The 20,174-nt window shown below is 40.8% G+C and carries 21 protein-coding genes; 10 read left to right on the top strand and 11 right to left on the bottom strand.

Annotated elements, in window-relative coordinates:
* Window positions 1-35: 35 nt before the first annotated feature.
* The 5 genes from ribBA to pgpA all read left to right on the top strand — a co-directional run bounded on the left by ribBA (window position 36) and on the right by pgpA (window position 3,838).
* Window positions 36-1,136: a bifunctional 3,4-dihydroxy-2-butanone-4-phosphate synthase/GTP cyclohydrolase II gene (gene ribBA / locus CZ809_RS08915; protein ID WP_369925330.1), complete on the top strand. Its 1,101-nt coding sequence runs from the start codon at window positions 36-38 to the stop codon at window positions 1,134-1,136.
* Between the two features lie 202 nt (window positions 1,137-1,338).
* A complete protein-coding gene (gene ribH / locus CZ809_RS08910; protein WP_036795804.1) occupies window positions 1,339-1,809 on the top strand; it encodes a 6,7-dimethyl-8-ribityllumazine synthase in 471 nt (156 codons plus the stop codon).
* Complete coding sequence (gene nusB / locus CZ809_RS08905; RefSeq protein WP_080157149.1) at window positions 1,809-2,282, top strand: transcription antitermination factor NusB; 474 nt, start codon at window positions 1,809-1,811, stop codon at window positions 2,280-2,282. Before ribH ends, nusB begins: the two co-directional genes overlap by 1 nt.
* A gap of 74 nt (window positions 2,283-2,356) precedes the next feature.
* Window positions 2,357-3,340, top strand: coding sequence for a thiamine-phosphate kinase (gene thiL, locus CZ809_RS08900; RefSeq protein ID WP_080157147.1), 984 nt, complete (start codon window positions 2,357-2,359; stop codon window positions 3,338-3,340).
* 9 nt (window positions 3,341-3,349) lie between these two features.
* Complete coding sequence (gene pgpA / locus CZ809_RS08895) at window positions 3,350-3,838, top strand: phosphatidylglycerophosphatase A (protein ID WP_080157145.1); 489 nt, start codon at window positions 3,350-3,352, stop codon at window positions 3,836-3,838.
* 85 nt (window positions 3,839-3,923) lie between these two features.
* On the opposite strand, the gene dxs is transcribed toward pgpA, so the two are convergent.
* Genes dxs through xseB form a run of 3 tightly spaced genes read right to left on the bottom strand, consistent with a single transcriptional unit; the run spans window position 3,924 to window position 6,951 of the window.
* Window positions 3,924-5,789: a 1-deoxy-D-xylulose-5-phosphate synthase gene (gene dxs, locus CZ809_RS08890; RefSeq protein WP_080157142.1), complete on the bottom strand. Its 1,866-nt coding sequence runs from the start codon at window positions 5,787-5,789 to the stop codon at window positions 3,924-3,926.
* 24 nt (window positions 5,790-5,813) lie between these two features.
* The gene (gene ispA, locus CZ809_RS08885; RefSeq protein WP_080157140.1) at window positions 5,814-6,716 is read right to left on the bottom strand and encodes a (2E,6E)-farnesyl diphosphate synthase; all 903 of its coding nucleotides are present in this window, start codon (window positions 6,714-6,716) and stop codon (window positions 5,814-5,816) included.
* On the bottom strand, window positions 6,706-6,951 hold the full coding sequence (xseB, locus tag CZ809_RS08880) for an exodeoxyribonuclease VII small subunit (protein ID WP_045037567.1): 246 nt from the start codon (window positions 6,949-6,951) through the stop codon (window positions 6,706-6,708). Before xseB ends, ispA begins: the two co-directional genes overlap by 11 nt.
* A 357-nt stretch (window positions 6,952-7,308) precedes the next feature.
* On the opposite strand from xseB, the gene pomA reads away from it, so the two are divergent.
* From pomA to thiI, 3 genes are all read left to right on the top strand, one after another.
* Window positions 7,309-8,070 (top strand): flagellar motor protein PomA, encoded by a 762-nt coding sequence (gene pomA, locus CZ809_RS08875; RefSeq protein WP_080157137.1) that lies wholly within the window; start codon window positions 7,309-7,311, stop codon window positions 8,068-8,070.
* Between the two features lie 9 nt (window positions 8,071-8,079).
* Window positions 8,080-8,976 (top strand): flagellar motor protein MotB, encoded by an 897-nt coding sequence (locus CZ809_RS08870; protein ID WP_080157134.1) that lies wholly within the window; start codon window positions 8,080-8,082, stop codon window positions 8,974-8,976.
* 224 nt (window positions 8,977-9,200) lie between these two features.
* Complete coding sequence (thiI, locus tag CZ809_RS08865; RefSeq protein ID WP_080157132.1) at window positions 9,201-10,652, top strand: tRNA uracil 4-sulfurtransferase ThiI; 1,452 nt, start codon at window positions 9,201-9,203, stop codon at window positions 10,650-10,652.
* A 96-nt stretch (window positions 10,653-10,748) separates the two neighbouring features.
* Here thiI and CZ809_RS08860 read toward each other — a convergent pair whose 3' ends face one another.
* The 8 genes from CZ809_RS08860 to CZ809_RS08825 all read right to left on the bottom strand — a co-directional run bounded on the left by CZ809_RS08860 (window position 10,749) and on the right by CZ809_RS08825 (window position 17,805).
* On the bottom strand, window positions 10,749-11,357 hold the full coding sequence (locus tag CZ809_RS08860) for a DJ-1 family glyoxalase III (RefSeq protein ID WP_080157129.1): 609 nt from the start codon (window positions 11,355-11,357) through the stop codon (window positions 10,749-10,751).
* Window positions 11,350-12,255, bottom strand: coding sequence for a 2-dehydropantoate 2-reductase (gene panE / locus CZ809_RS08855; RefSeq protein WP_080157127.1), 906 nt, complete (start codon window positions 12,253-12,255; stop codon window positions 11,350-11,352). The genes CZ809_RS08860 and panE overlap by 8 nt, the downstream gene beginning before the upstream one ends.
* Before the next feature lie 107 nt (window positions 12,256-12,362).
* A complete protein-coding gene (locus CZ809_RS08850) occupies window positions 12,363-13,166 on the bottom strand; it encodes a nucleoside-specific channel-forming Tsx family protein (RefSeq protein ID WP_080157124.1) in 804 nt (267 codons plus the stop codon).
* A 323-nt stretch (window positions 13,167-13,489) separates the two neighbouring features.
* Window positions 13,490-14,878, bottom strand: coding sequence for an AmpG family muropeptide MFS transporter (locus CZ809_RS08845; RefSeq protein ID WP_080157122.1), 1,389 nt, complete (start codon window positions 14,876-14,878; stop codon window positions 13,490-13,492).
* Between the two features lie 178 nt (window positions 14,879-15,056).
* Entirely contained in the window at window positions 15,057-15,425 is a 369-nt protein-coding gene (locus tag CZ809_RS08840; protein WP_080157120.1) for a hypothetical protein, read from the bottom strand.
* 48 nt (window positions 15,426-15,473) lie between these two features.
* A complete protein-coding gene (locus CZ809_RS08835) occupies window positions 15,474-16,025 on the bottom strand; it encodes a peptidylprolyl isomerase (protein WP_080157118.1) in 552 nt (183 codons plus the stop codon).
* Window positions 16,025-16,600: a YajG family lipoprotein gene (locus CZ809_RS08830; RefSeq protein WP_080157116.1), complete on the bottom strand. Its 576-nt coding sequence runs from the start codon at window positions 16,598-16,600 to the stop codon at window positions 16,025-16,027. Before CZ809_RS08830 ends, CZ809_RS08835 begins: the two co-directional genes overlap by 1 nt.
* Before the next feature lie 80 nt (window positions 16,601-16,680).
* Window positions 16,681-17,805: a methyltransferase gene (locus CZ809_RS08825; RefSeq protein WP_080157114.1), complete on the bottom strand. Its 1,125-nt coding sequence runs from the start codon at window positions 17,803-17,805 to the stop codon at window positions 16,681-16,683.
* A 153-nt stretch (window positions 17,806-17,958) separates the two neighbouring features.
* Between CZ809_RS08825 and bolA the strand changes: the two genes are divergently transcribed.
* The gene (gene bolA / locus CZ809_RS08820) at window positions 17,959-18,273 is read left to right on the top strand and encodes a transcriptional regulator BolA (protein WP_080157111.1); all 315 of its coding nucleotides are present in this window, start codon (window positions 17,959-17,961) and stop codon (window positions 18,271-18,273) included.
* A 560-nt stretch (window positions 18,274-18,833) separates the two neighbouring features.
* Entirely contained in the window at window positions 18,834-20,174 is a 1,341-nt protein-coding gene (locus CZ809_RS21300) for a Na(+)-translocating NADH-quinone reductase subunit A (protein WP_199190770.1), read from the top strand.

The following is a 20,174-nucleotide window of genomic DNA, read 5'->3' as shown; positions in this document are numbered from 1 at the left end:
GCTCAATAAAGCAACATAAGATTAAGGGTAGTATTATGATAAGTAGTGCAAAAGAAATCATTGATGATATTCGCCAAGGAAAAATGGTTATCCTGATGGATGATGAAGATCGTGAAAATGAAGGCGACCTTATTATTGCATCACAACATATCACCCCTGAAGCGATTAACTTCATGGCGACAAATGGCCGTGGCTTAATTTGTTTAACATTAAGCAAAACCCGTTGTCAGAAATTAGGCTTACCGTTAATGGTTCAAGATAACACTGAACAATTTGGAACGCCTTTTACTATCTCTATTGAAGCTGCAACGGGTGTTACAACGGGTATTTCAGCGGCAGACCGTTCTCGCACAGTGCAAGCTGCTGTGGCTGCTGATGCAACCGCGGCTGATATTGTTATGCCTGGTCATATCTTCCCATTAATGGCGCAAGAAGGCGGTGTACTTACACGAGCTGGACACACTGAAGCAGGTTGTGATGTTGCACGTCTTGCTGGTCTTGAGCCTTCAAGTGTTATTGTTGAAATTCTAAATGATGACGGCACCATGGCGCGCCGTCCTCAATTAGAAGTATTTGCTGAAAAACATGGCCTAAAATTAGGCACGATTGCTGATCTTATTGAATATCGTAATTTGCATGAAACGACGATTGAGCGTGTCGGCGAGTGTAAGCTTAATACCGAGTTTGGTGAGTTTGATATGATCACGTATCGCGATAAAATCGACGATCAAGTTCATTATGCGCTGCGTAAAGGCGATGTTGAAGCCAATGCACCTACGTTAGTACGTGTGCATTTACAAGATACCTTTAAAGATATTCTTCAATCAGGTGCGACTCAGTGGACATTGCCAGCGGCAATGCAGCGTATTAGTGCTGAAAATGGTGTACTAGTCGTGTTGAGTAAACAAGAGTCAACCGATAGTATTATCAATAAAGTGAAAAATATTGCAGCTGAAAATGAAGGTCGCCCACAAGTAAAGGCGAATCCATACAATCCTTCACGCCAAGTAGGTATCGGTTCGCAAATTTTATCTGATTTAGGTATTGGTAAAATGCGCTTATTGTCATCAAGTACACAACGTTACCATTCATTATCAGGCTTTGGCCTTGAAGTGGTTGAATATATTTGCGAATAATAGCGTATTGTATTTGCTGAGATGAATTCACGGAGCATTATTATTATTGATAATGCACACTTATTGGTTGGTTCTACAACGAATAAGCAATAAATATTAACAAATCCACTGAAACCGACGGTTGTGCGTAGCAGACATATCGTAAAGTGTGTTAGACTCCCGCGGTTTCTCAAACTGGAAAGACATAGTCACAGGAAGGCCCATGAAGGTAATTGAAGGCGCCATCGCGGCACCAAACGCAAAAATTGCTATCGTAATTGCACGCTTTAATAGCTTTATTAACGAAAGTTTACTTTCAGGTGCATTAGATGCGCTGAAACGTCAAGGTCAGGTTAGTGAAGATAATATCACTGTTGTTCGTTGCCCTGGTGCTTATGAACTACCGCTTGTTGCCCAGCAAGTCGCGAAGAGTGATCGCTATGATGCTATCGTAGCTTTAGGCTCTGTTATTCGTGGTGGAACACCTCATTTTGACTATGTTGCCGGTGAGTGTAATAAAGGTCTAGCACAAGTAGCACTAGAGTATAATACTCCAGTAGCTTTTGGTGTGTTGACTGTTGACTCTATAGAACAAGCCATTGAGCGTGCCGGTACCAAGGCTGGTAATAAAGGGGCAGAGGCTGCACTAAGCGCGCTCGAAATGGTAAATGTCCTGTCCCAAATCGAATCCTAATGGGGGTTACTGTGAAACCAGCCGCGCGTCGTAATGCACGTCAATTTGCTGTACAAGCAATTTATTCTTGGCAACTTACTAAAGGTAATGTTGCGGATATTGAGCAATATTTCCTTTCAGGCGATAAGTTTGAAGAAGAAGAACATCAAGCTGATGCGCCTGTGTGTAAAGCGCCTGAGACTGATGTTAGCTACTTCCGTGATTTATTTGCAGGTGTTGTATTAAGCCATCAAGAACTTGATAGCAAAATGCGCCCATACTTGTCTCGTCCACTTCAGGATCTAGACCAGATGGAACTTGCTTTACTTCGTCTTGCAATGTACGAAATGGTTAAGCGTGAAGACGTACCATTTAAAGTTGTGATCAACGAAGCCATCGAATTAGCAAAACTTTTCGGTGCTGAAGATAGCCACAAATTCGTCAATGGTGTGTTAGATAAAGCTGCACCATCTTTACGTAAAAAAGATAAATAATTTTTTTACGTTAAGTACGATGAAAGAAGTCAGCTTATTAGCTGGCTTTTTTTTTATTAAAGGAATAGAAAATCATGGCAAAAAGTGAATTTGATATCATCAAACAGTATTTCGCACACCAACAACAGCAGCGTGATGATGTTGTGTTAGCGATCGGAGATGATTGTGCGCTAGTGGATGTTCCCGCCAATTACCATGTTGCAGTAAGCACCGATTCATTAGTTGCAGGCACACACTTTTTAGCTGATGCCGATCCTGCGTTAGTGGCTTATAAAGCATTAGCATCTAATATCAGTGATTTAGCTGCAATGGGAGCCACGCCTGCATGGGTATCCTTAGCGTTAACATTACCGACAATTGATGAAGCGTGGTTAGCGCCTTTTTGCCATAGTTTTTTTGAACTTGCTAATCGATATAATATTCAATTGATTGGTGGTGATACCACTAAAGGCCCGTTAAGTATTACCTTAACCGTACAAGGTCTCGTGCCCCAAGGTCAGGCTTTAACCCGTAGTGGCGCACAAGTGGGTGATGATATTTATGTAACGGGTAACCTGGGTGATAGCGCTGCAGGGCTTGCTTTGATATTAAATCAGTCTCAATGTGAACCATCTCTCGCGGCAGTGCTTGTTGAACGCCATTTCAAAGCACAACCTCGAGTGAATGTGGGTGAGGCTTTACGTGGTATTGCATCGGCGGCATTGGATATCTCTGATGGCGTGATTGCGGATGTAAAACATATTGGTGACCGATCTCAAGTTGCGATTGAGATTGATGTCGAAAAATTACCAGTATCTGCTGATTTACTGACATTCTGTAATGGTGATCGTCAACAAGCGCAACAGTTAGCTTTAACCAGTGGTGAAGAATATGAACTTTGCTTTACTGTTTCAAAAGCTAATCGAGATGCATTAGCGATGGCTTTAGCGCATACTAATGTTAAATATAGCTGTATTGGTCAAGTGACTACGGGTCGTGGCTTATCGTTATTACAGTTAGGTAAGCCATTGAGTTGGAAATTATCCGGTTGGGATCATTTTGGTGTAACAAATAATTAGGGTATTAACGTGAGTACAAATCCAAAAGATTTATTAAAAATGAATAATCCTTGGCACTTATTAGCCACAGGATTTGGCAGTGGTTTAGCAAAATATATTCCTGGTACGATGGGAACGCTGGCCGCCATTCCGTTATACCTTGTTCTTGCTCAATTGCCTTTTGGTTGGTATTTAGTGGCGGTTTTGGTTGCCGCTCTGATCGGGATCCGTATTTGTCATATTACCTCTACTGACATGAAGGTGCATGATCATGGCAGTATTGTGTGGGATGAGTTCGTTGGTTTTTGGATCACGATGGCTGTTGCACCAACCGTATCATGGCAGTGGATATTAGCAGGTTTTATTCTATTCCGCTTTTTTGACATGTTAAAGCCATGGCCGATTAGCTGGTTAGATAAACATGTCGAAGGTGGCTTTGGGATCATGATTGATGATGTGTTAGCTGGCTTTATGGCAATGATTTCGTTGTGGTTTGTTGGTTACTGGTTAGGTTTCTAAGTTTCAGTTTAACGAACAAACAATAAAAAAGCCATGAAGTGTATGCTTCATGGCTTTTTTGATTGTTGTAAGTGTAAATTAATGCTTATTTAGCAAGATATTCAACAATTTGTTTTTCAATGCCAACACCATCGATTTCTAACATATGGTGTAATTCAGCTTGCGTCCCTTGTTCGATGAATCGATCGGGCAGACCAATGTTTAATACTGGTTTCATGCATTTTTGCTGCATTAAGAACTCAATAACACCGCTACCTGCACCGCCAGCAATCACATTTTCTTCAACAGTAACTAGCACATTATGATTCGCTGCTAGTTCAAGAATTAATGCTTCATCAAGCGGTTTCACAAAACGCATATCGGCAACGGTTGCATTTAAGTTTTCAGCTGCATCCAAGCTATAACCTAGCATGGCGCCAAAGTTTAAAATGGCCACTTTCTCACCGTGACGGCGAACAATGCCTTTACCAATTTCCAGTGCTGTCATGGTAGTTTCAACTTCAGTGCCTAGACCACAACCGCGTGGATAGCGTACAGCACTCGGACCTTGATGTTGATGGCCGGTATAGAGCATTTGACGGCATTCATTTTCATCGCTTGGCGCCATGATCACCATGTTCGGAATACAGCGCATAAAGCTAATATCAAATGCACCTTGATGGGTTTGACCATCAGCGCCAACTAAACCTGCACGATCGATCGCAAACATGACAGGTAAGTTCATAATAGCAACATCATGAATCAATTGATCATAGCCACGTTGCAAGAAGGTAGAGTAAATTGCTACAACAGGGTGATAACCACCAATTGCCATACCGCTTGCAAGTGTTACTGCGTGCTGTTCTGCAATAGCAACATCAAAATATTGGTCTGGGTATTCTTTTGAAAAGCGTACCATGCCAGAACCTTCACGCATGGCGGGGGTAATTGCCATCAGTTTGTCGTCAACTGCCGCCATATCACATAGCCAATCACCAAAGATTTTAGAAAAAGTTGGGCTGGTATTTTTTGCTTTTGGCAGTGGTTTTTCACTTAGATCAAATTTTGGAACCGCATGATAATTGATTGGGTCGGCTTCTGCTGGCGCATAACCTTTGCCTTTTTTAGTCATGATATGCAGAAATTGCGGTCCTTTAAGATGACGCATATTCTTGAGTGTTTTAACTAACTCATCAATATCATGGCCATCAATTGGACCAATGTAATTAAAGCCAAGTTCTTCAAACATCGTGCTTGGCACAACCATGCCTTTAATGTGTTCTTCTGCACGTTTAACGATTTCTTTAATTGGTGGTGCATTTGAGAGTACTTTTTTACCGCCTTCACGAATGGAAGCGTAAAAGTTACCTGCCAACAAATGTGCTAAGTGGTTACTTAAACCACCCACATTTTCAGAAATCGACATTTCATTATCATTAAGAATGACTAACATATCGCTATGTATATCACCGGCATGGTTCATGGCTTCAAATGCCATGCCTGCCGTAATCGCGCCATCACCAATAATGCTGACAACTTTACGATCAAGGCCTTCTTTCTCAGCCGCAATCGCCATGCCTAAACCAGCACTGATTGATGTTGATGAGTGGCCGACAGATAAGACATCGTATTCACTTTCATCACGCCAAGGAAAAGGATGTAATCCACCTTTTTGGCGAATGGTCGACATTTGATCGCGACGGCCCGTTAAAATTTTATGCGGGTAAGCCTGATGGCCAACATCCCAGATTACATGGTCAAACGGAGTATTATAGACATAGTGAAGCGCAACGGTAAGCTCAACTGTACCGAGTCCGGAGGCAAAGTGACCGCTGGTTTGGCTAACCGTCTTGAGTAAATAAGTACGTAACTCATCACAGACTTGAGGCAGACTTTCTGCGGGCAATAATCGTAATTCATCTGGCGTGTTAGCTAATGCGAGATGCGGGTATTTTGATATATCCAAAGTCATAACAGTTCGGCGCTTTTACTGATTTTAGTTGTTGCGCTCGATAACATATCGGGCAAAAACTTCCAATTGATAGGTATTGTAAGGTATTGCTGCTAATGCTTGTAGTGCTTCTTGATAAAGTTGCTGCGCTTTTTGTTGCGCACCTTCTAACCCAAGTAGTGCAGGGTAGGTACTTTTATCTAACTCAAGATCTGAACCTTGAGGCTTACCTAGCGTTTCAGTGTCGCTGATTACATCTAAGATGTCATCTTGAACTTGAAATGCAAGGCCTATGGCATCGGCATATTTGTCGAGCTGTGGCAGAATTTCACGTCCTTTTTCACCAGCAGCCAGTGCACCTAAGCGAACCGCACAACGGATCAAGGCGCCTGTTTTGTGTTTATGAATTAATTCTAGTTGCTCTAGTCCAACGTGTTGGCCTTCAGCTTCTAAATCGAGTGCTTGTCCTTGGCACATACCAGCAGCACCAGAGGCTTGCGCTAATTCGCTAACCATGGCAATACGTTGTTGATGTCCTTCTGGACTTAAACGACCTTGAGCAATAATTTCAAAGGCTAACGTTTGTAATCCATCACCAGCTAAAATAGCAATCGCTTCATTAAAAGCAATATGACAAGTGGGTTGACCGCGACGCAATGCATCGTTATCCATTGCGGGTAAATCATCATGAATTAACGAATATGCATGAATACATTCAACAGCCGCAGCGGCAGTATCCAGATCATCATAATCGACACCCAACATTTCACCGGTTACGTATGTCAGGTAAGGACGAGCACGTTTTCCGCCCAATAGGGTACCATGCTTCATGGCCTTTAGCAGGGTTTGGTCTGAAAAAGGTTGTTTATTTAACCAATCGATTAGGCATTGGTTGTTACGTTGTTGCAGCGTTTTAAGCGTCTGCGATAGCGGTACACTATTCGTCATGGCTTGGCTCAAAGTCGGTTAATGGTGCATTATCATCAGCATGTAATAAAATTTCTACGCGCTGTTCTGCTTGAGTTAACTTTAGCTGACTGTTGCGAGCCAATGAAATACCACGCTCAAATTTTTTCAGCGCATCTTCCAGTGGGATATCACCCGATTCTAGTTCATTGACAATGGCATCTAGCTCATCAAGTGCGGCTTCGAATGCCATATTTTCAGGTTTTTTTGCTGCCATATCATTTTCACTCTTATCTAAGTGCAAGAAAAATAACGTAGTGACTATCTAAGGTCAAATTATGTCACAGTAATCTGTGCCACAGACAGTAATTTTCATCGTTGGGAGCAATAAATATCACTCAATGATGGAAATAAAACCCTAAATGAAACGTCATTATGGTCGATAAAGAGTTAGCTTGCGATAGATAGTACTGTTGACGTTTTATTCTATGATCGCAATGTTTTATTTTATGGAGCGATATGGTGCTGCGGTTTAATGAACGCTGAACATTATCCTTATAAATTCTTGTCCTATGTTAATTGGCTGTCAGATCGTTAAATTAAAAATTAAAAACGGCAGCGAAGGAGTTCTTGCGTGGATTTGGCAACACTTATCGGATTGGTTGGGTCATTCGCTTTTATTTTAATGGCAATGTTGGTGGGGGGCGATTTGGTGATGTTTGCCGATACCTCCTCGGTATTGATCGTTTTTGGCGGCAGTTTGTTTATCGTGCTGATGAAATACAATATCAGTCAGTTTTTTGGCGCTGCTAAAATTGCGGCTAAAGCGTTTATATTTAAAACCGATAAACCGGATGACCTTATTGCACAAATTGTCACTATGGCCGATTCTGCTCGTAAAGGCGGTTTTCTTGCATTGGAAGAGATGGAAGTAGAAAACCCGTTTTTGCGTAAAGGTATTGATTTGCTGGTTGATGGCCATGATGCTGACACAGTAAGGATGATATTAAGAAAAGACATTGCATTGACCAATGAGCGCCATGAACAAGGGGCAAGTATTTTTTCTGCGTTAGGGGATGTTGCACCTGCAATGGGAATGATAGGAACACTCATAGGTTTGGTGGCGATGCTATCGAATATGGATGATCCTAAGTCAATTGGGCCAGCAATGGCAGTAGCATTGTTAACCACATTATACGGTTCTATTTTGGCTAATATGGTGGCATTACCCATAGCGGATAAATTAATGCTGCGTAAAAATGAAGAGCGCTTGAATCGGTTGTTGATTCTTGATGGTGTGTTAGCGATTCAAGAAGGTCAAAATCCACGTGTGATTGATAGTTATTTGAAAAATTATCTGCATGAGAAAAAACGTCGGATCAATTTTGATGAGTAAGGGTGGATGATGGATTCTTTACCACCACAACAGAAAAAAGGTGCACCAGCATGGATGGCTACTTTTGCTGATCTTGCGACCTTGTTGATGTGTTTTTTCGTATTATTGTTATCGTTTTCTGAAATGGATGTACTTAAATTTCAGCAAATTGCCGGCTCGATGAAAAATGCTTTTGGGGTTCAAAATGTATTAAACGTGAATGATATTCCCAAAGGTACCAGTGTTATTGCGCAAGAGTTTCGTCCAGGACGGCCAGAGCCAACGCCGATTGAAGTGATTATGCAGCAGACCATTGATATTACTAAGCGTTCATTAGATTTTCATGATGGCGTCAATGAACGTGATGGCGGAAGGCGTAAAGAAGATACAACGTCAAATAATGGCCCCAGTGACCATTCTGAACAACAAGCACAAATGCAAGCGCAGTCGCAAATGGCTCAAGTCTTAACCCAAGCCTTAGCGCGAGAGATCACTGATAATACGGTGGAGATTGAATCGTTTGGGCAACAATTGGTGATTCGTATTAAAGAAAAAGGCGCATTTCCTGAAGGCTCTGCCTTTTTACAGCCTAAATTTATTCCTCTTATTCAGCAGGTTACTGAGTTGGTAAAAGATGTTCCAGGTATTATTCGAATTAGTGGTCATACTGATAATTTGCCGCTAGATTCTGAATTGTATCGTTCCAATTGGGATATTTCATCACAACGAGCAGTATCCGTCGCTCAGATTATGGAACAAGTAACAGGGTTTGATCGTAAGCGAATGCGCGTTGTGGGTATGGCCGATACCTCGCCCATTGCGAATAATAAAACTGCTCAAGGGCGAAGTCGTAATCGACGGGTTGAAATTTCAATTGTACAAGGACGGCCTCATTATTCTAAAGAAGTGAGCGCTGAAGTAAAATAAGTGAGTGGTCTTTTTTCGTGATGGTATTTGCTGGTTGGTGTGATTGTGACTAAGGTAAAAACAGCATAAACACCAATAATAAGTGCGTGACTGAGTAAGATAAGTTGTGCTGTTCGTATATCCTTGTTCCAGTGGCAGACACCTTGCTGTATAATTCGCGCCTTTAATTCCGTTTGGTACTTTATTCTGTTTGGTACTTTAGACCCAGTAAAGCGAAGTGTGTTATGAAATTTATAGTTAAACCACATCCAGAGATTTTTGTTAAAAGTGACTCAGTACGTAAGCGTTTTATCAAAATTCTTGAGTCTAACCTGCGCATTATTTTAAAGCGTCAGTCTGAGTCTGTTAGTGTTTATAATCGTCGCTTTTCATTAGAAGTGAACGAACCTGATGAAACTAAACGTGAGATGGTGCTTGCCGCTCTAACGCAAACACCTGGTATTCACCATTCACTTGAAGTTCAACAGACGGAATTTACTGATCTTCATAATATCTTTGAGCAAACACTACAACTTGTTGGTGACAGTCTTGACGGTAAAACATTCTGTGTTCGCGCAAAACGTGTAGGTAAACATGATTTTACCTCGATTGAAGCTGAACGTTATGTTGGTGGTGGTCTTAACCAAGCGATTGAATCTGCAAAAGTTAGACTGAAAAAACCTGATGTTACTGTTAACATTGAAATTGAGAATAACTTACTTAACCAAGTATTATTCCGTCATAAAGGTCTAGGTGGCTTCCCTCTAGGTACGCAAGAAGACGTATTAAGTCTTATTTCTGGTGGTTTTGACTCCGGTGTTTCAAGTTACCTTCATATTAAACGTGGCAGTAAAGTCCATTACTGCTTCTTTAATCTTGGTGGTCCTGTCCATGAGATTGGTGTTAAGCAAGTTGCACACTTCTTATGGAAAAAATACGGTTCATCTGCCAAAGTTAAATTTATCGCTGTTGATTTTGATCCTGTTGTTGGTGAGATCTTAGAAAAAGTCGATGATGGTCAAATGGGCGTGATCCTTAAGCGTATGTTTATGCGTGCTGCGGGTCGTGTTGCTGAGAAGTTTGGTATTCAAGCATTAGTGACGGGTGAAGCATTAGGCCAAGTATCTAGCCAAACGCTAACGAATTTACGTCATATTGATAATGTGACTGATACTTTGATTCTGCGTCCGCTGATCAACTGGGACAAAGAAGATATTATCGATGTCTCTCGTCAGATTGGTACCGAAGACTTTGCTGCAACCATGCCTGAATTCTGTGGTGTGATTTCAAAGAGCCCAACAGTCAAAGCGGTAAAATCAAAGCTTGAGATTGAAGAAGCGAAATTTGATTTTACTATTCTTGATCGCGTTATAGATGAGGCACGAGTGATGGATATTCGTGAAATCGAAAAACAGAGCCAAGAACAAGCCCCTGAAATTGAATTAGTTGAGCATATCTCAGCTGATGCTGTTGTACTTGATATTCGTAGCCCAGATGAAGAAGACGAAAGCCCGCTAGAACTTGATGGTGTGGAAGTTAAACATATTCCATTCTACAAGTTAGCGACTCAATTTGGTGATTTACCAAAAGAGAAGACTTACTTACTTTACTGTGCTCATGGTGTGATGAGTCGTTTACAAGCGCTGTACTTGAAAGAGAATGGCTTTGAGAACGTAAAAGTATATCGCCCATTATAATTAATGCCATGTGCGCGGATCTTATGCCGTGCTTATGACATCAAAAAAGCCCTCAATGATCTGATCATTGAGGGCTTTTTTATGCTGGTGGTGCCGTTAACGTTCAGGCATAACATCGTAATGCATATTTGGCCACACAACCATTGATTCGGCGATAGCGGCAGTTGTGGCTTTATTGGTTAACTGAGTAACAAGATCAAGTGCAAATTCTTGTGCTGTACCGGGGCCTTGACTGGTTAATAAGTGAGCATGTTTATCATACACAACACGTTTAGGGCGTAATTGAGGTGCTGGAATTTGATCATGAAAAGCAGGGTGACAAGTCATTAGTGCTTTAGGAAACATGTCATTGGCGGCAAACATGATAGCTGGCGTGGCACAAATTGCGGCAATCAATTTACCATCATAGTGGTGTTGTTTTACAAATTCGACCACTAACGGGCTATCACGAAAATGCTCTGCTCCTGCAACGCCTCCGGGTAATACCACGGCATCAAATTGTTCATCGGCTATTGTAATTAGTGCGGTATCCGCAACCAGTTTAATGCCGCGTGAACCCTCAACAATTAATGCGCCATCTTCTGCTGCACTGGCAACAATAACCTCAAATTGAGCCCGTTTTAAAATAGAAATGGTATTAATTGCTTCCATTTCTTCACTGCCAGGGGCAATACAAACAACGACGCGAGGACATAACTCAGGCATGGTCTAGTGACTCCATGTGTTTAATAGCCTGCCATAATTGATAATTAATTGGAGTATCAATGTTATGGCGTTGGGCTTGTTGAACTAAATATCCATTAATATAATCGATTTCAGTGAGTCGATGATGAAAAATGTCACGATTCATGGATGAATAGTTACTGGCTGTTGCTTTAATAACATTATCAACTTGGTGGCGTAGCTGTTGTTGAGTAGTTGTAAAGCCTTCCGCTGTCATAACTTGTGCCACTTCTAAACAAATACCATCGAGTTGTGATTGGTAGCAAGGACGGGCTAAATCGCCATTACAGCATTGATGGATAGCTGTCAGTGGATTGATGGCACAATTGATGGCCAGTTTTTGCCATAGCGGCTGATAGATATTAGCTTGCCATTGGGTTGGCGCTAAAGCGGCACCAAATAGTGCCGCAATATGGGACAGATATTGCGCATAATCATTGATAGCGCCCAGTGATGTTTGCCCTAAACCAGTATGCTGAATGGTTGTTGGGGTGGGTTTAAAGGCAGCTTGAGAGGTCGTGGCATAGATAATCGGGTTATGAGGCAATAATTGCTGAATCTGCGACTGAGTACCGATGCCATTATGCATAATAACCACTACGCAATCGGTGTTTAAATAAGGCAATAATGGTGTAAGTGCTGTTGTGACTTGAAAGGCTTTGACCGTAACAATTAACAATTCACAAGCGGCGAGATCATCTGGGCTATTACAGCTAAAAGAATAGCTATTCGTGGTTGTTGGCGTTGTTAATTCATTAAAGTGCAGCGTTGCTTTGGTTTCAGCGTTTCTGGTCCATAACTGCACATTGTGTCGTTGTTGGGTTAATTTTATGGCCCATAATGCACCAATAGCACCAGCACCTAGCAGGGTTATGTTCACAGTTTAATCCGTTATTAGCCTAATTTGTTGCATGATAACATTGTGGCTAATTACAGCGATCAAAAAAGGCGCTATCAGCGCCTTTTTTATGGTGTTATACCGTCAGCTTAGAACTTGTAAGATAGGCTGAAGTATTGTGAAACACCTGATGACTTAAGACCTGCAGAGTCTTTAATACCGTAAACATTATGGTAAGCTTTTAGACCGTAACCGACTGCGTAGCGATCAGTGTGCCATACGATACCGTTGTACATCACGCCACCATTACTTGCCGATGCGTATTCTTTCTTCATACCAAATTGGTAATCAATGTAACCTTGGTAAGAAATGAAAGTACCATTTTCAAAGGTGTAAACCGGCTTGAACCAGTTAGTCGATACTTGGTAACCGTTCCAGTCTTTAACGTTCATGTCATATAGTGAGTAAACGTTAAAGCCCATTTTACCTAACCATGGCACTTCAATATCAGAGCCTAGACCAACGAAGTAATTGTTTACGCCGCCGTTGTTACCGCCCCAGTTAAATAGTGTTGCTACATAAAGTTCTTTTACTGGGCCGAAAGATAGATCTTTACCTGTTAATGCGTCAAGAGAGATGCGTGGTGCAAATTTCATGAACATTTTATCGTCTGCAGATGTTTTATCGCTGCTATCAGAGTTTGTTAGGTTAAATACATCAACATAACCATAAAGGTCAAAAATTCCTGAACGACCACCAAACTCCATCTCTAAGTAATCGTGACCTGTATGTGCATCTGCAGGGCGAGGTAATTCTTTTAACGCGTACATTAGGTTGAACTGCATCCACTTATAATCATTTTTGTGGATGTTGTCAGAGTAATCTGCTGCATTAGCTAACGAAGGAAGTGCTGTTGCTGCTAAAACGCTGAATGCTACTAGTGATTTGCGCATCTTTTTATCTCGCTCATGTTGATCTAGATAGATGGTGGGATTTGGCCGCCCCGTTTGTTGGCGCTGATTCTAGTGCTTTATTACACGTTTGGGAATGAAACGTTTGCGCAATCCTTTACCATTTGTGATCGCGATCTAGTGTAATCGATTACATTAACTAAGAATGTGATCTTGATCCATTGGATATCAATAAGAATGAACTTTAATCTGTCTTGATAGACTAACGGCAACGCAATAAAAATTGTTGGTTTTAGCGGAGAGTATCGAAAGCTAGCTGTATCGATCTAGCTTTCGAGATCAGATAAATTAAATTGATGTTTTTATCAAGATGGGCGGGTAGGCTCAGCGATAATATTAAGTGCTGAATTCTTGGCTAACATTCGGATCAGTATTAATACGGGCACTCCCATTAAGGCCGTGGTTAAGAAAAATACGTTATAACCAAAGTGATCGATATAGACGCCAGAAAAGCCTGCAAGGAATTTAGGGAATAATACCATTATCGAACTGAATAAAGCATATTGAGTTGCTGAGAATGCGACATTGGTTAGGCTTGACATAAATGTGATAAATGCAGCTGTAGCAATACCAGCACCAAGATTATCGGCGGAAATAACCAGTGTTAGCATTTCAAGGTTATTACCAACATAGCTAAACATAATAAATAATAAGTTAGTGATTGCCGATAACATTGCACCTAATGCCAGTATTTTAAGGGTGCCAAACTTACTGACTAAAATACCGCCTAAACCGGCACCGGCAATGGTCATCGCGACCCCAAATACTTTTGATATTGATGCGACTTCACTTTTAGTAAAGCCCATATCGACATAAAATACATTGGCCATTACACCCATCACAATATCTGAAATACGGTAACAGCTGATTAATAATAATATGAGTAGCGCATTTTTACCGTAGCGTTGAAAGAAATCTCGAAATGGCATGATCACCGCAGTGTAGAACCAAGCACTTAAATTGGCGTGATGCTTATTGTAACCGTTATTAATAAGTTGCTGTTTGTAGTTGGTCTCAATGGTGTTGATAGCGCTGTTATCTATGGTGGGTTCTTTGACGATAAGGGTGGTGACTACACCGATAAGCATCATTGCTGCCATGATGAAATAGGCGCTTTTCCAACCACTAGGATCGTAACCAGAATCAGACCCAAACCAAGCGGCAAAAGCAAGAGCACCAGCACCTGCCATGATCATCGCTAAACGGTAACCCGCTAAATAAGTAGCTGATAATGCAGCTTGCATGCGCTCTGTTGCAAGTTCAATACGAAAAGCATCGATAACTATATCTTGGGTTGCAGAAGCAAAAGCAACCATGATCGCAAAAAGGGCAAATTGAAACAGATCCGTTTGTGGATTACTTAATGCCATGCCGCACAATGACAAAATAATCACAATTTGTGAAAATAGCATCCACCCGCGACGGCGACCAAATAAAGATGAAAAAATGGGTAATGGGAAACGATCGACCAGGGGTGACCATGCCCATTTAAAGCCATAAGCTAAGGCGACCCAGCTGAAAAATCCAATGCTTGTTTTACTCACGTCGGCTTCACGTAGCCAAAAAGATAGAGTACCAAACACTAATAAGATTGGTAATCCTGATGAAAATCCAAGTGCTAACATGATCAAGGCTTTAGGGTTGGCGTAAACTCGCCAACCTTGGGTGTTTTCTTGAGGTGTCGCTTTATCCATATATTCCTCTGAAAATCAAGGTCACAATACTTGTTGCTAGCGTACTGAAGATTTAAAATTTTATTGTAAAACGAAAGCTTAGCAGCTCTCAAATTTTTACGCATTGACTTGATGATTCTCAGACAAACATTTTACAATTTAATTCTATTTTTAGTGTTATTTACGCAAATTAATACTATTAGGGACGATTTATCAGCGTGATTTTAGGGCAAGGACCAATATTGAGTAAGTAACAGCTGAGGGTAGCAACCTTATGTTGGATAAAACGATCCCCCATTAATTGATAATCACTAATACCGCTCAATGTTTGAATTAACGACCAATAACCGGCTTCATATTGGTTAGCTGGTTGTGGGTTATCATAAGGAAGTGTCCACCATTGAGCTAATTGGTGGTTAAATAAATTTTGCAGTTGGATATAAGTAATTTGTCCGTGGCTAGCGGCAATGGCATTGAGCGCAAGGATGGGGGCATTATCAACAACAAATTGTTGTAAATACCGTTCTTGAGTTGGAATAGCTGTGCGATTATAAGCAAGTGTTAACATAGATGTCACCTGTTACGTGAGTGATCACGCACAGGTGACGTGATCACATTATTTAATGACTTTCATGGCTTCAATAATAATCGGTTGTTGTGGAATATCACTCATGCCCGTTTGTGGGTTTGAGGTTGTCGGTATCGTTGCCATTTTTTCAACAACAGGGAAGCCTTTTATTACCTTACCAAATACAGCATAGCCTGTTCGGTTGCCTTGAGTATTTAAGAACGCATTATTTGCGAGGTTGATATAAAATTGGCGCGTAGCTGAGTTTGGATTTTGAGTACGTGCCATGGCGATGGTCGCAATATCATTAGGTAAGCCGTTATCCGCTTCATTTTTGATTGGCGGGTAACTTGGACGTTGTTTTAATGCTTTATCAAAACCACCACCTTGCGCCATAAAACCAGGAATGACACGATGAAAAATAGTGCCCACGTAACTGCCATCATCGACGTAACGTAAGAAGTTTTTAGTTGTGATTGGTGCTTTTGCTTCATTTAATTCAACGGTAAAGCTACCGATATTAGTGGTAACCAATACTTTAGTTGCGGCACTAACGGGTAGTGCAACCAATAAGCATAAAGCTAATAAAAAACGCGACATTATACATTCTCCTTAAGGTATTTATTTAATTCACTATCATTAGCGATTTCATGAAGTACAGAATTCATGAGTTTATTCATGCTTGTTGCAATTTCTTTATTTGATGCGGTTAGTGCATCTTCACGACTTGAGCGACCTGAATAACGTTTAGTAAATTGACCACTAGGGGTATTTACCACCAACTGTAATTGCAGTTCACTGCGCATGTCATATTTCACCAGTCCTTGTTCAACAGTAATTAATGCTTTTTCAACGCTAATTGCCATGGTGGACGTTGCATTATTAGTGATGCTAAATCCTTGACCTGTTAGCTGTTGTGCTAATGCTTGACGTAATGTTAATGCTATTGGCTGTTGAGGTTGAATGACCTGCACATTTTCAGTGCTGCCATTATCAATAACGGCGATATAACTATTTGGCGCTTGATCAACACAAGTTAGGTTAAGTGCTTTGTTATTGGCCCATGGCTGTGATGTGAAGACGGCTGTGGGCATTAATGCAACGGGCGCTGGTGGTGTCGTAGCACATGCACTTAATACCAATGTTGATACTAGAACAACGTATTTTTTGATCATAAAGCATTCCCTTTGCTTATTTTGTTAATAAAAGTTGTTACTGTCGTTTAAATCTTGATTTAGACGACAATACATGAGGTTTATTTTATTGCACGTAATACGACAAATTTATCATTACTGCCAATGGTGTCGACTTTCGCGAAAATACGGCTTAATTTCTCATGGTATTTAAGTTGGCGATTACCAATGATTATTAACTCTCCATGTTGACGTAATATTCGCTGAGCATCACAAAACATTTGCCAAGCAATATGATCTGTAATGGTATTATTCTGATGGAATGGTGGATTACATAACACCAGATCTGCACTTTGATTGTCAAAATTATCGAGGCAGTTTGATGCCATTACGTTAAATTTTTCTGTTGTTGGCAGGTTTAATTGCGCATTCTCACGACAAGAGGCTACTGCCATAAAGCTTTCATCAACACAGGTAATGTTAGCATGTGGGTTTAATCGAGCCGCTTTAATACCAATCACACCATTACCGCATCCAAGGTCAATAATATCGTTATATTGTGACTTTGATGGAATGAAATCTAATAAGAATCGGCCACCGATATCTAAGCTATCACTTGAGAAGACATTAGCATAATTAGTCATCGTTAAATTATGATCAGGTACTGTCCAGCTTGTTGGCTGTGGCATTGGGGCTGTTAATGATTTATTGACGGAAGTAAAAATTAACCGTGCTTTTTTAACGGCTAATGATGTCTTTGTTTCACCTAAATATTTTTCAAACAGCTTTAACGTTGAAGAGTGAATTTCTTTTACTTTACCCGCGGTAATAACCATACAATCTTGTGGCAATAGATGGCAAAGTTGTTGTAGCTGCCAGCTTAATAGGCGGTTATTTTTCGGTTGCTTAATAATAACTAGCTGTGGCTCTGCTGGTAAGTCTGCCAGACAATCAATAATAGTGACTGCCGGTAAATTATTGACACTTAGGTTATTAGTAATGGCTTGCTGAGTAATAAAGGAATCTGTCACCGTTGTTACTGGTGCTTGATCTGCAAACCAACAACTCAATGCACCAAAATTATCATTGAGGATTAATACTGGTCGTTGAGGATCAATATCCATCGTATGACAATGATTGATCAAATATTCATCTGCGGCATCCCATGCTTGCAGGGTTTCATTTTTGCGTACAGGGAAACGGGTTAACGTTAATGTACGTTGGTGCAAGGTTAGCTCTGGTTTCATTAAGAATAACTTTCGAGTATGTTGACGAAGAAATAGTAGAGTATTTTCGCAGAACAGTGAAAAGCTTGAAAGGAAATCTAGCAAGTTAACACCATAATAATGAGGAATTGTTATTATTGGTGTTGAAAAGCTGCTTTTTTAGTTGAGGACATTATGATTCAACCCCAAATCGAAGCAAAGTTAAATCACAGTTTTACGCCTGTGCATCTTGACGTCATTAATGAAAGTTACATGCACAACGTTCCTGAAGGTGCTGAAAGTCATTTTAAAGTCGTTGTCGTGAGTGCTCAGTTTGAAGGCCAACGTCTTATTTCCCGTCATCGGGCGGTAAATCAGTGTTTAGCCGATGAATTAGCAAATCATATTCATGCACTTGCAATTCATACTTATACTGAATCAGAATGGCAGCAACAATCACAGGCACCCGCATCACCACACTGTCATGGTGGTTCAACATTAGATAATTGATAAGGGTGTCTATAATTATAAAAGTCGTTAACAAAACGGCTTTTTTTATGACATTTTGAAGTGGTTACTGTTTTGGCTATTAGTTAGCGGTGTTGTTATCTAGTTGTTAATGTTATGGTTAAAATACAACTGACTATCACATGGTTATTGATAAGTTTGTATTTATGTTGACATGATGTGTTTTTGGGGGTGTTTTTTTACAATAATGTTAAATAAATCATTGGATTTGAAATTTAATATTTATGTGAAAAAATCCCGTAAATGTGCAGTTGATCATGTTTATTAGTTAATAAACCTATTGCGTCTTATTTGTTGCTTGGTTTTCACACGGAATCGCGTGGATTACCATAGAAAAAACGAGTTAATTAATGGTAGAATCGCGGGCTGAAAAATTACTCGCGCATTAATGTTTGTGGCGCGATAGTTAACTGGATGTTGCGATACGGAGTCGTTCAGTGGTTTCTACCACTGCCTGTTCATCGATATCAGGCCAAGGAACGTAGTATCTTAATTACGCAATATGAAAATTCTTTTTTCCCTTTAATGTAGTGCAAGTGCGTATGATTACAATAAAAAAGGGTTTGGATATCCCAATTTCAGGGACTCCAGCCCAGGCGATACATGATGGTAATGCCATCTCTAAAGTCGCCTTGCTTGGCGAAGAATATGTTGGTATGCGTCCTACAATGCATACTCGCGTAGGGGATGTAGTGAAAAAAGGTCAGGTTCTTTTTGAAGATAAAAAGAACCCTGGCGTTAAATTCACTGCACCAGCTAGCGGCAAGGTAATAGAAGTTAATCGTGGTGCTAAGCGCGTTCTACAATCAGTTGTTATTGGTGTAGAAGGTGATGAGCAAATCACATTTAACAAATATGATGCAGCGCAATTAGCACAGTTAAGTCGTGCGGTTGTGGTTGATCAATTAGTTGAATCAGGTATGTGGACAGCGCTTCGTACGCGCCCGTTCAGTAAAGTACCCGCTGTTGGTTCAGAGTCGAAAGCGATTTTTGTTACTGCAATGGATACCAATCCATTAGCGGCTAACCCTGAAGTTATCATCAATGAGCAAAATGAAGCGTTCATTGCCGGTTTAACTGTGCTTTCACGTTTAACCAGCGGCAAAGTTTACGTATGTAAATCAGGTGCAAGCCTACCTCGTTCAGCAGAAGCGAATGTTGAAGAGCATGTATTTAACGGCCCACACCCAGCAGGTCTAGCCGGAACACATATTCATATGTTGTTCGGTGCAGACGCGAAGAATATTGCATGGAATATCAATTACCAAGACGTGATTGCGTTTGGTAAGTTATTCCTGACTGGTGAAATTTTCACTGATCGTGTTGTTGCGTTAGCTGGCCCTGTAGTGACTAATCCTCGTTTAGTACGTACTCAGATTGGTGCTTCTATTTCTGACTTAACTGATTCAGAAATGATGCCAGGTCAATTACGCGTGCTATCAGGTTCAGTACTTAACGGTGTTAAAGCTGAAGGTGTTCATGGATACCTTGGTCGTTACCACTTACAAGTTTCTGCTTTACGTGAAGGCTATGAGAAAGAATTCTTAGGCTGGATTGTTCCTGGTAAAAACAAGTTTTCTGTTACTCGTGCCTTCATGAGCCAGTTCTTCCCAGGTCAGTTGTTCAACATGACAACAACGACAAATGGTAGTGAGCGTGCCATGGTGCCAATCGGTAATTACGAAAAAGTAATGCCGCTTGATATTGAACCAACATTATTACTGCGTGATATCTGTGCAGGTGATATTGACAGTGCACAACAATTGGGCCTCCTAGAACTAGATGAAGAAGATCTAGCACTATGTACGTTCGTGTGTCCTGGTAAATATGAGTTTGGTCCAATGATGCGTGAGTGTTTGGACAAAATTGAGAAGGAAGGGTAA

The sequence above is a fragment of the Photobacterium piscicola genome (assembly GCF_900166965.1).
Classification (GTDB): Bacteria; Pseudomonadota; Gammaproteobacteria; order Enterobacterales; family Vibrionaceae; genus Photobacterium; species Photobacterium piscicola.
The sequence above is the reverse complement of the archived record's forward strand: the minus strand, read 5'-3'. Positions and strand labels throughout refer to the sequence as shown.

What these genes read in the sequence shown, in the direction of transcription:
- ribBA (WP_369925330.1), top strand. Translation starts at nt 36, where the DNA reads ATGATAAGTAGTGCAAAAGAAATCATTGATGATATTCGCCAAGGAAAA.
- ribH (WP_036795804.1), top strand. Translation starts at nt 1,339, where the DNA reads ATGAAGGTAATTGAAGGCGCCATCGCGGCACCAAACGCAAAAATTGCT.
- nusB (WP_080157149.1), top strand. Translation starts at nt 1,809, where the DNA reads ATGGGGGTTACTGTGAAACCAGCCGCGCGTCGTAATGCACGTCAATTT.
- thiL (WP_080157147.1), top strand. Translation starts at nt 2,357, where the DNA reads ATGGCAAAAAGTGAATTTGATATCATCAAACAGTATTTCGCACACCAA.
- dxs (WP_080157142.1), bottom strand. Translation starts at nt 5,789, where the DNA reads ATGACTTTGGATATATCAAAATACCCGCATCTCGCATTAGCTAACACG.
- ispA (WP_080157140.1), bottom strand. Translation starts at nt 6,716, where the DNA reads ATGACGAATAGTGTACCGCTATCGCAGACGCTTAAAACGCTGCAACAA.
- xseB (WP_045037567.1), bottom strand. Translation starts at nt 6,951, where the DNA reads ATGGCAGCAAAAAAACCTGAAAATATGGCATTCGAAGCCGCACTTGAT.
- CZ809_RS08870 (WP_080157134.1), top strand. Translation starts at nt 8,080, where the DNA reads ATGGATTCTTTACCACCACAACAGAAAAAAGGTGCACCAGCATGGATG.
- thiI (WP_080157132.1), top strand. Translation starts at nt 9,201, where the DNA reads ATGAAATTTATAGTTAAACCACATCCAGAGATTTTTGTTAAAAGTGAC.
- CZ809_RS08860 (WP_080157129.1), bottom strand. Translation starts at nt 11,357, where the DNA reads ATGCCTGAGTTATGTCCTCGCGTCGTTGTTTGTATTGCCCCTGGCAGT.
- CZ809_RS08850 (WP_080157124.1), bottom strand. Translation starts at nt 13,166, where the DNA reads ATGCGCAAATCACTAGTAGCATTCAGCGTTTTAGCAGCAACAGCACTT.
- CZ809_RS08845 (WP_080157122.1), bottom strand. Translation starts at nt 14,878, where the DNA reads ATGGATAAAGCGACACCTCAAGAAAACACCCAAGGTTGGCGAGTTTAC.
- CZ809_RS08840 (WP_080157120.1), bottom strand. Translation starts at nt 15,425, where the DNA reads ATGTTAACACTTGCTTATAATCGCACAGCTATTCCAACTCAAGAACGG.
- CZ809_RS08835 (WP_080157118.1), bottom strand. Translation starts at nt 16,025, where the DNA reads ATGTCGCGTTTTTTATTAGCTTTATGCTTATTGGTTGCACTACCCGTT.
- CZ809_RS08830 (WP_080157116.1), bottom strand. Translation starts at nt 16,600, where the DNA reads ATGATCAAAAAATACGTTGTTCTAGTATCAACATTGGTATTAAGTGCA.
- CZ809_RS08825 (WP_080157114.1), bottom strand. Translation starts at nt 17,805, where the DNA reads ATGAAACCAGAGCTAACCTTGCACCAACGTACATTAACGTTAACCCGT.
- bolA (WP_080157111.1), top strand. Translation starts at nt 17,959, where the DNA reads ATGATTCAACCCCAAATCGAAGCAAAGTTAAATCACAGTTTTACGCCT.
- CZ809_RS21300 (WP_199190770.1), top strand. Translation starts at nt 18,834, where the DNA reads ATGATTACAATAAAAAAGGGTTTGGATATCCCAATTTCAGGGACTCCA.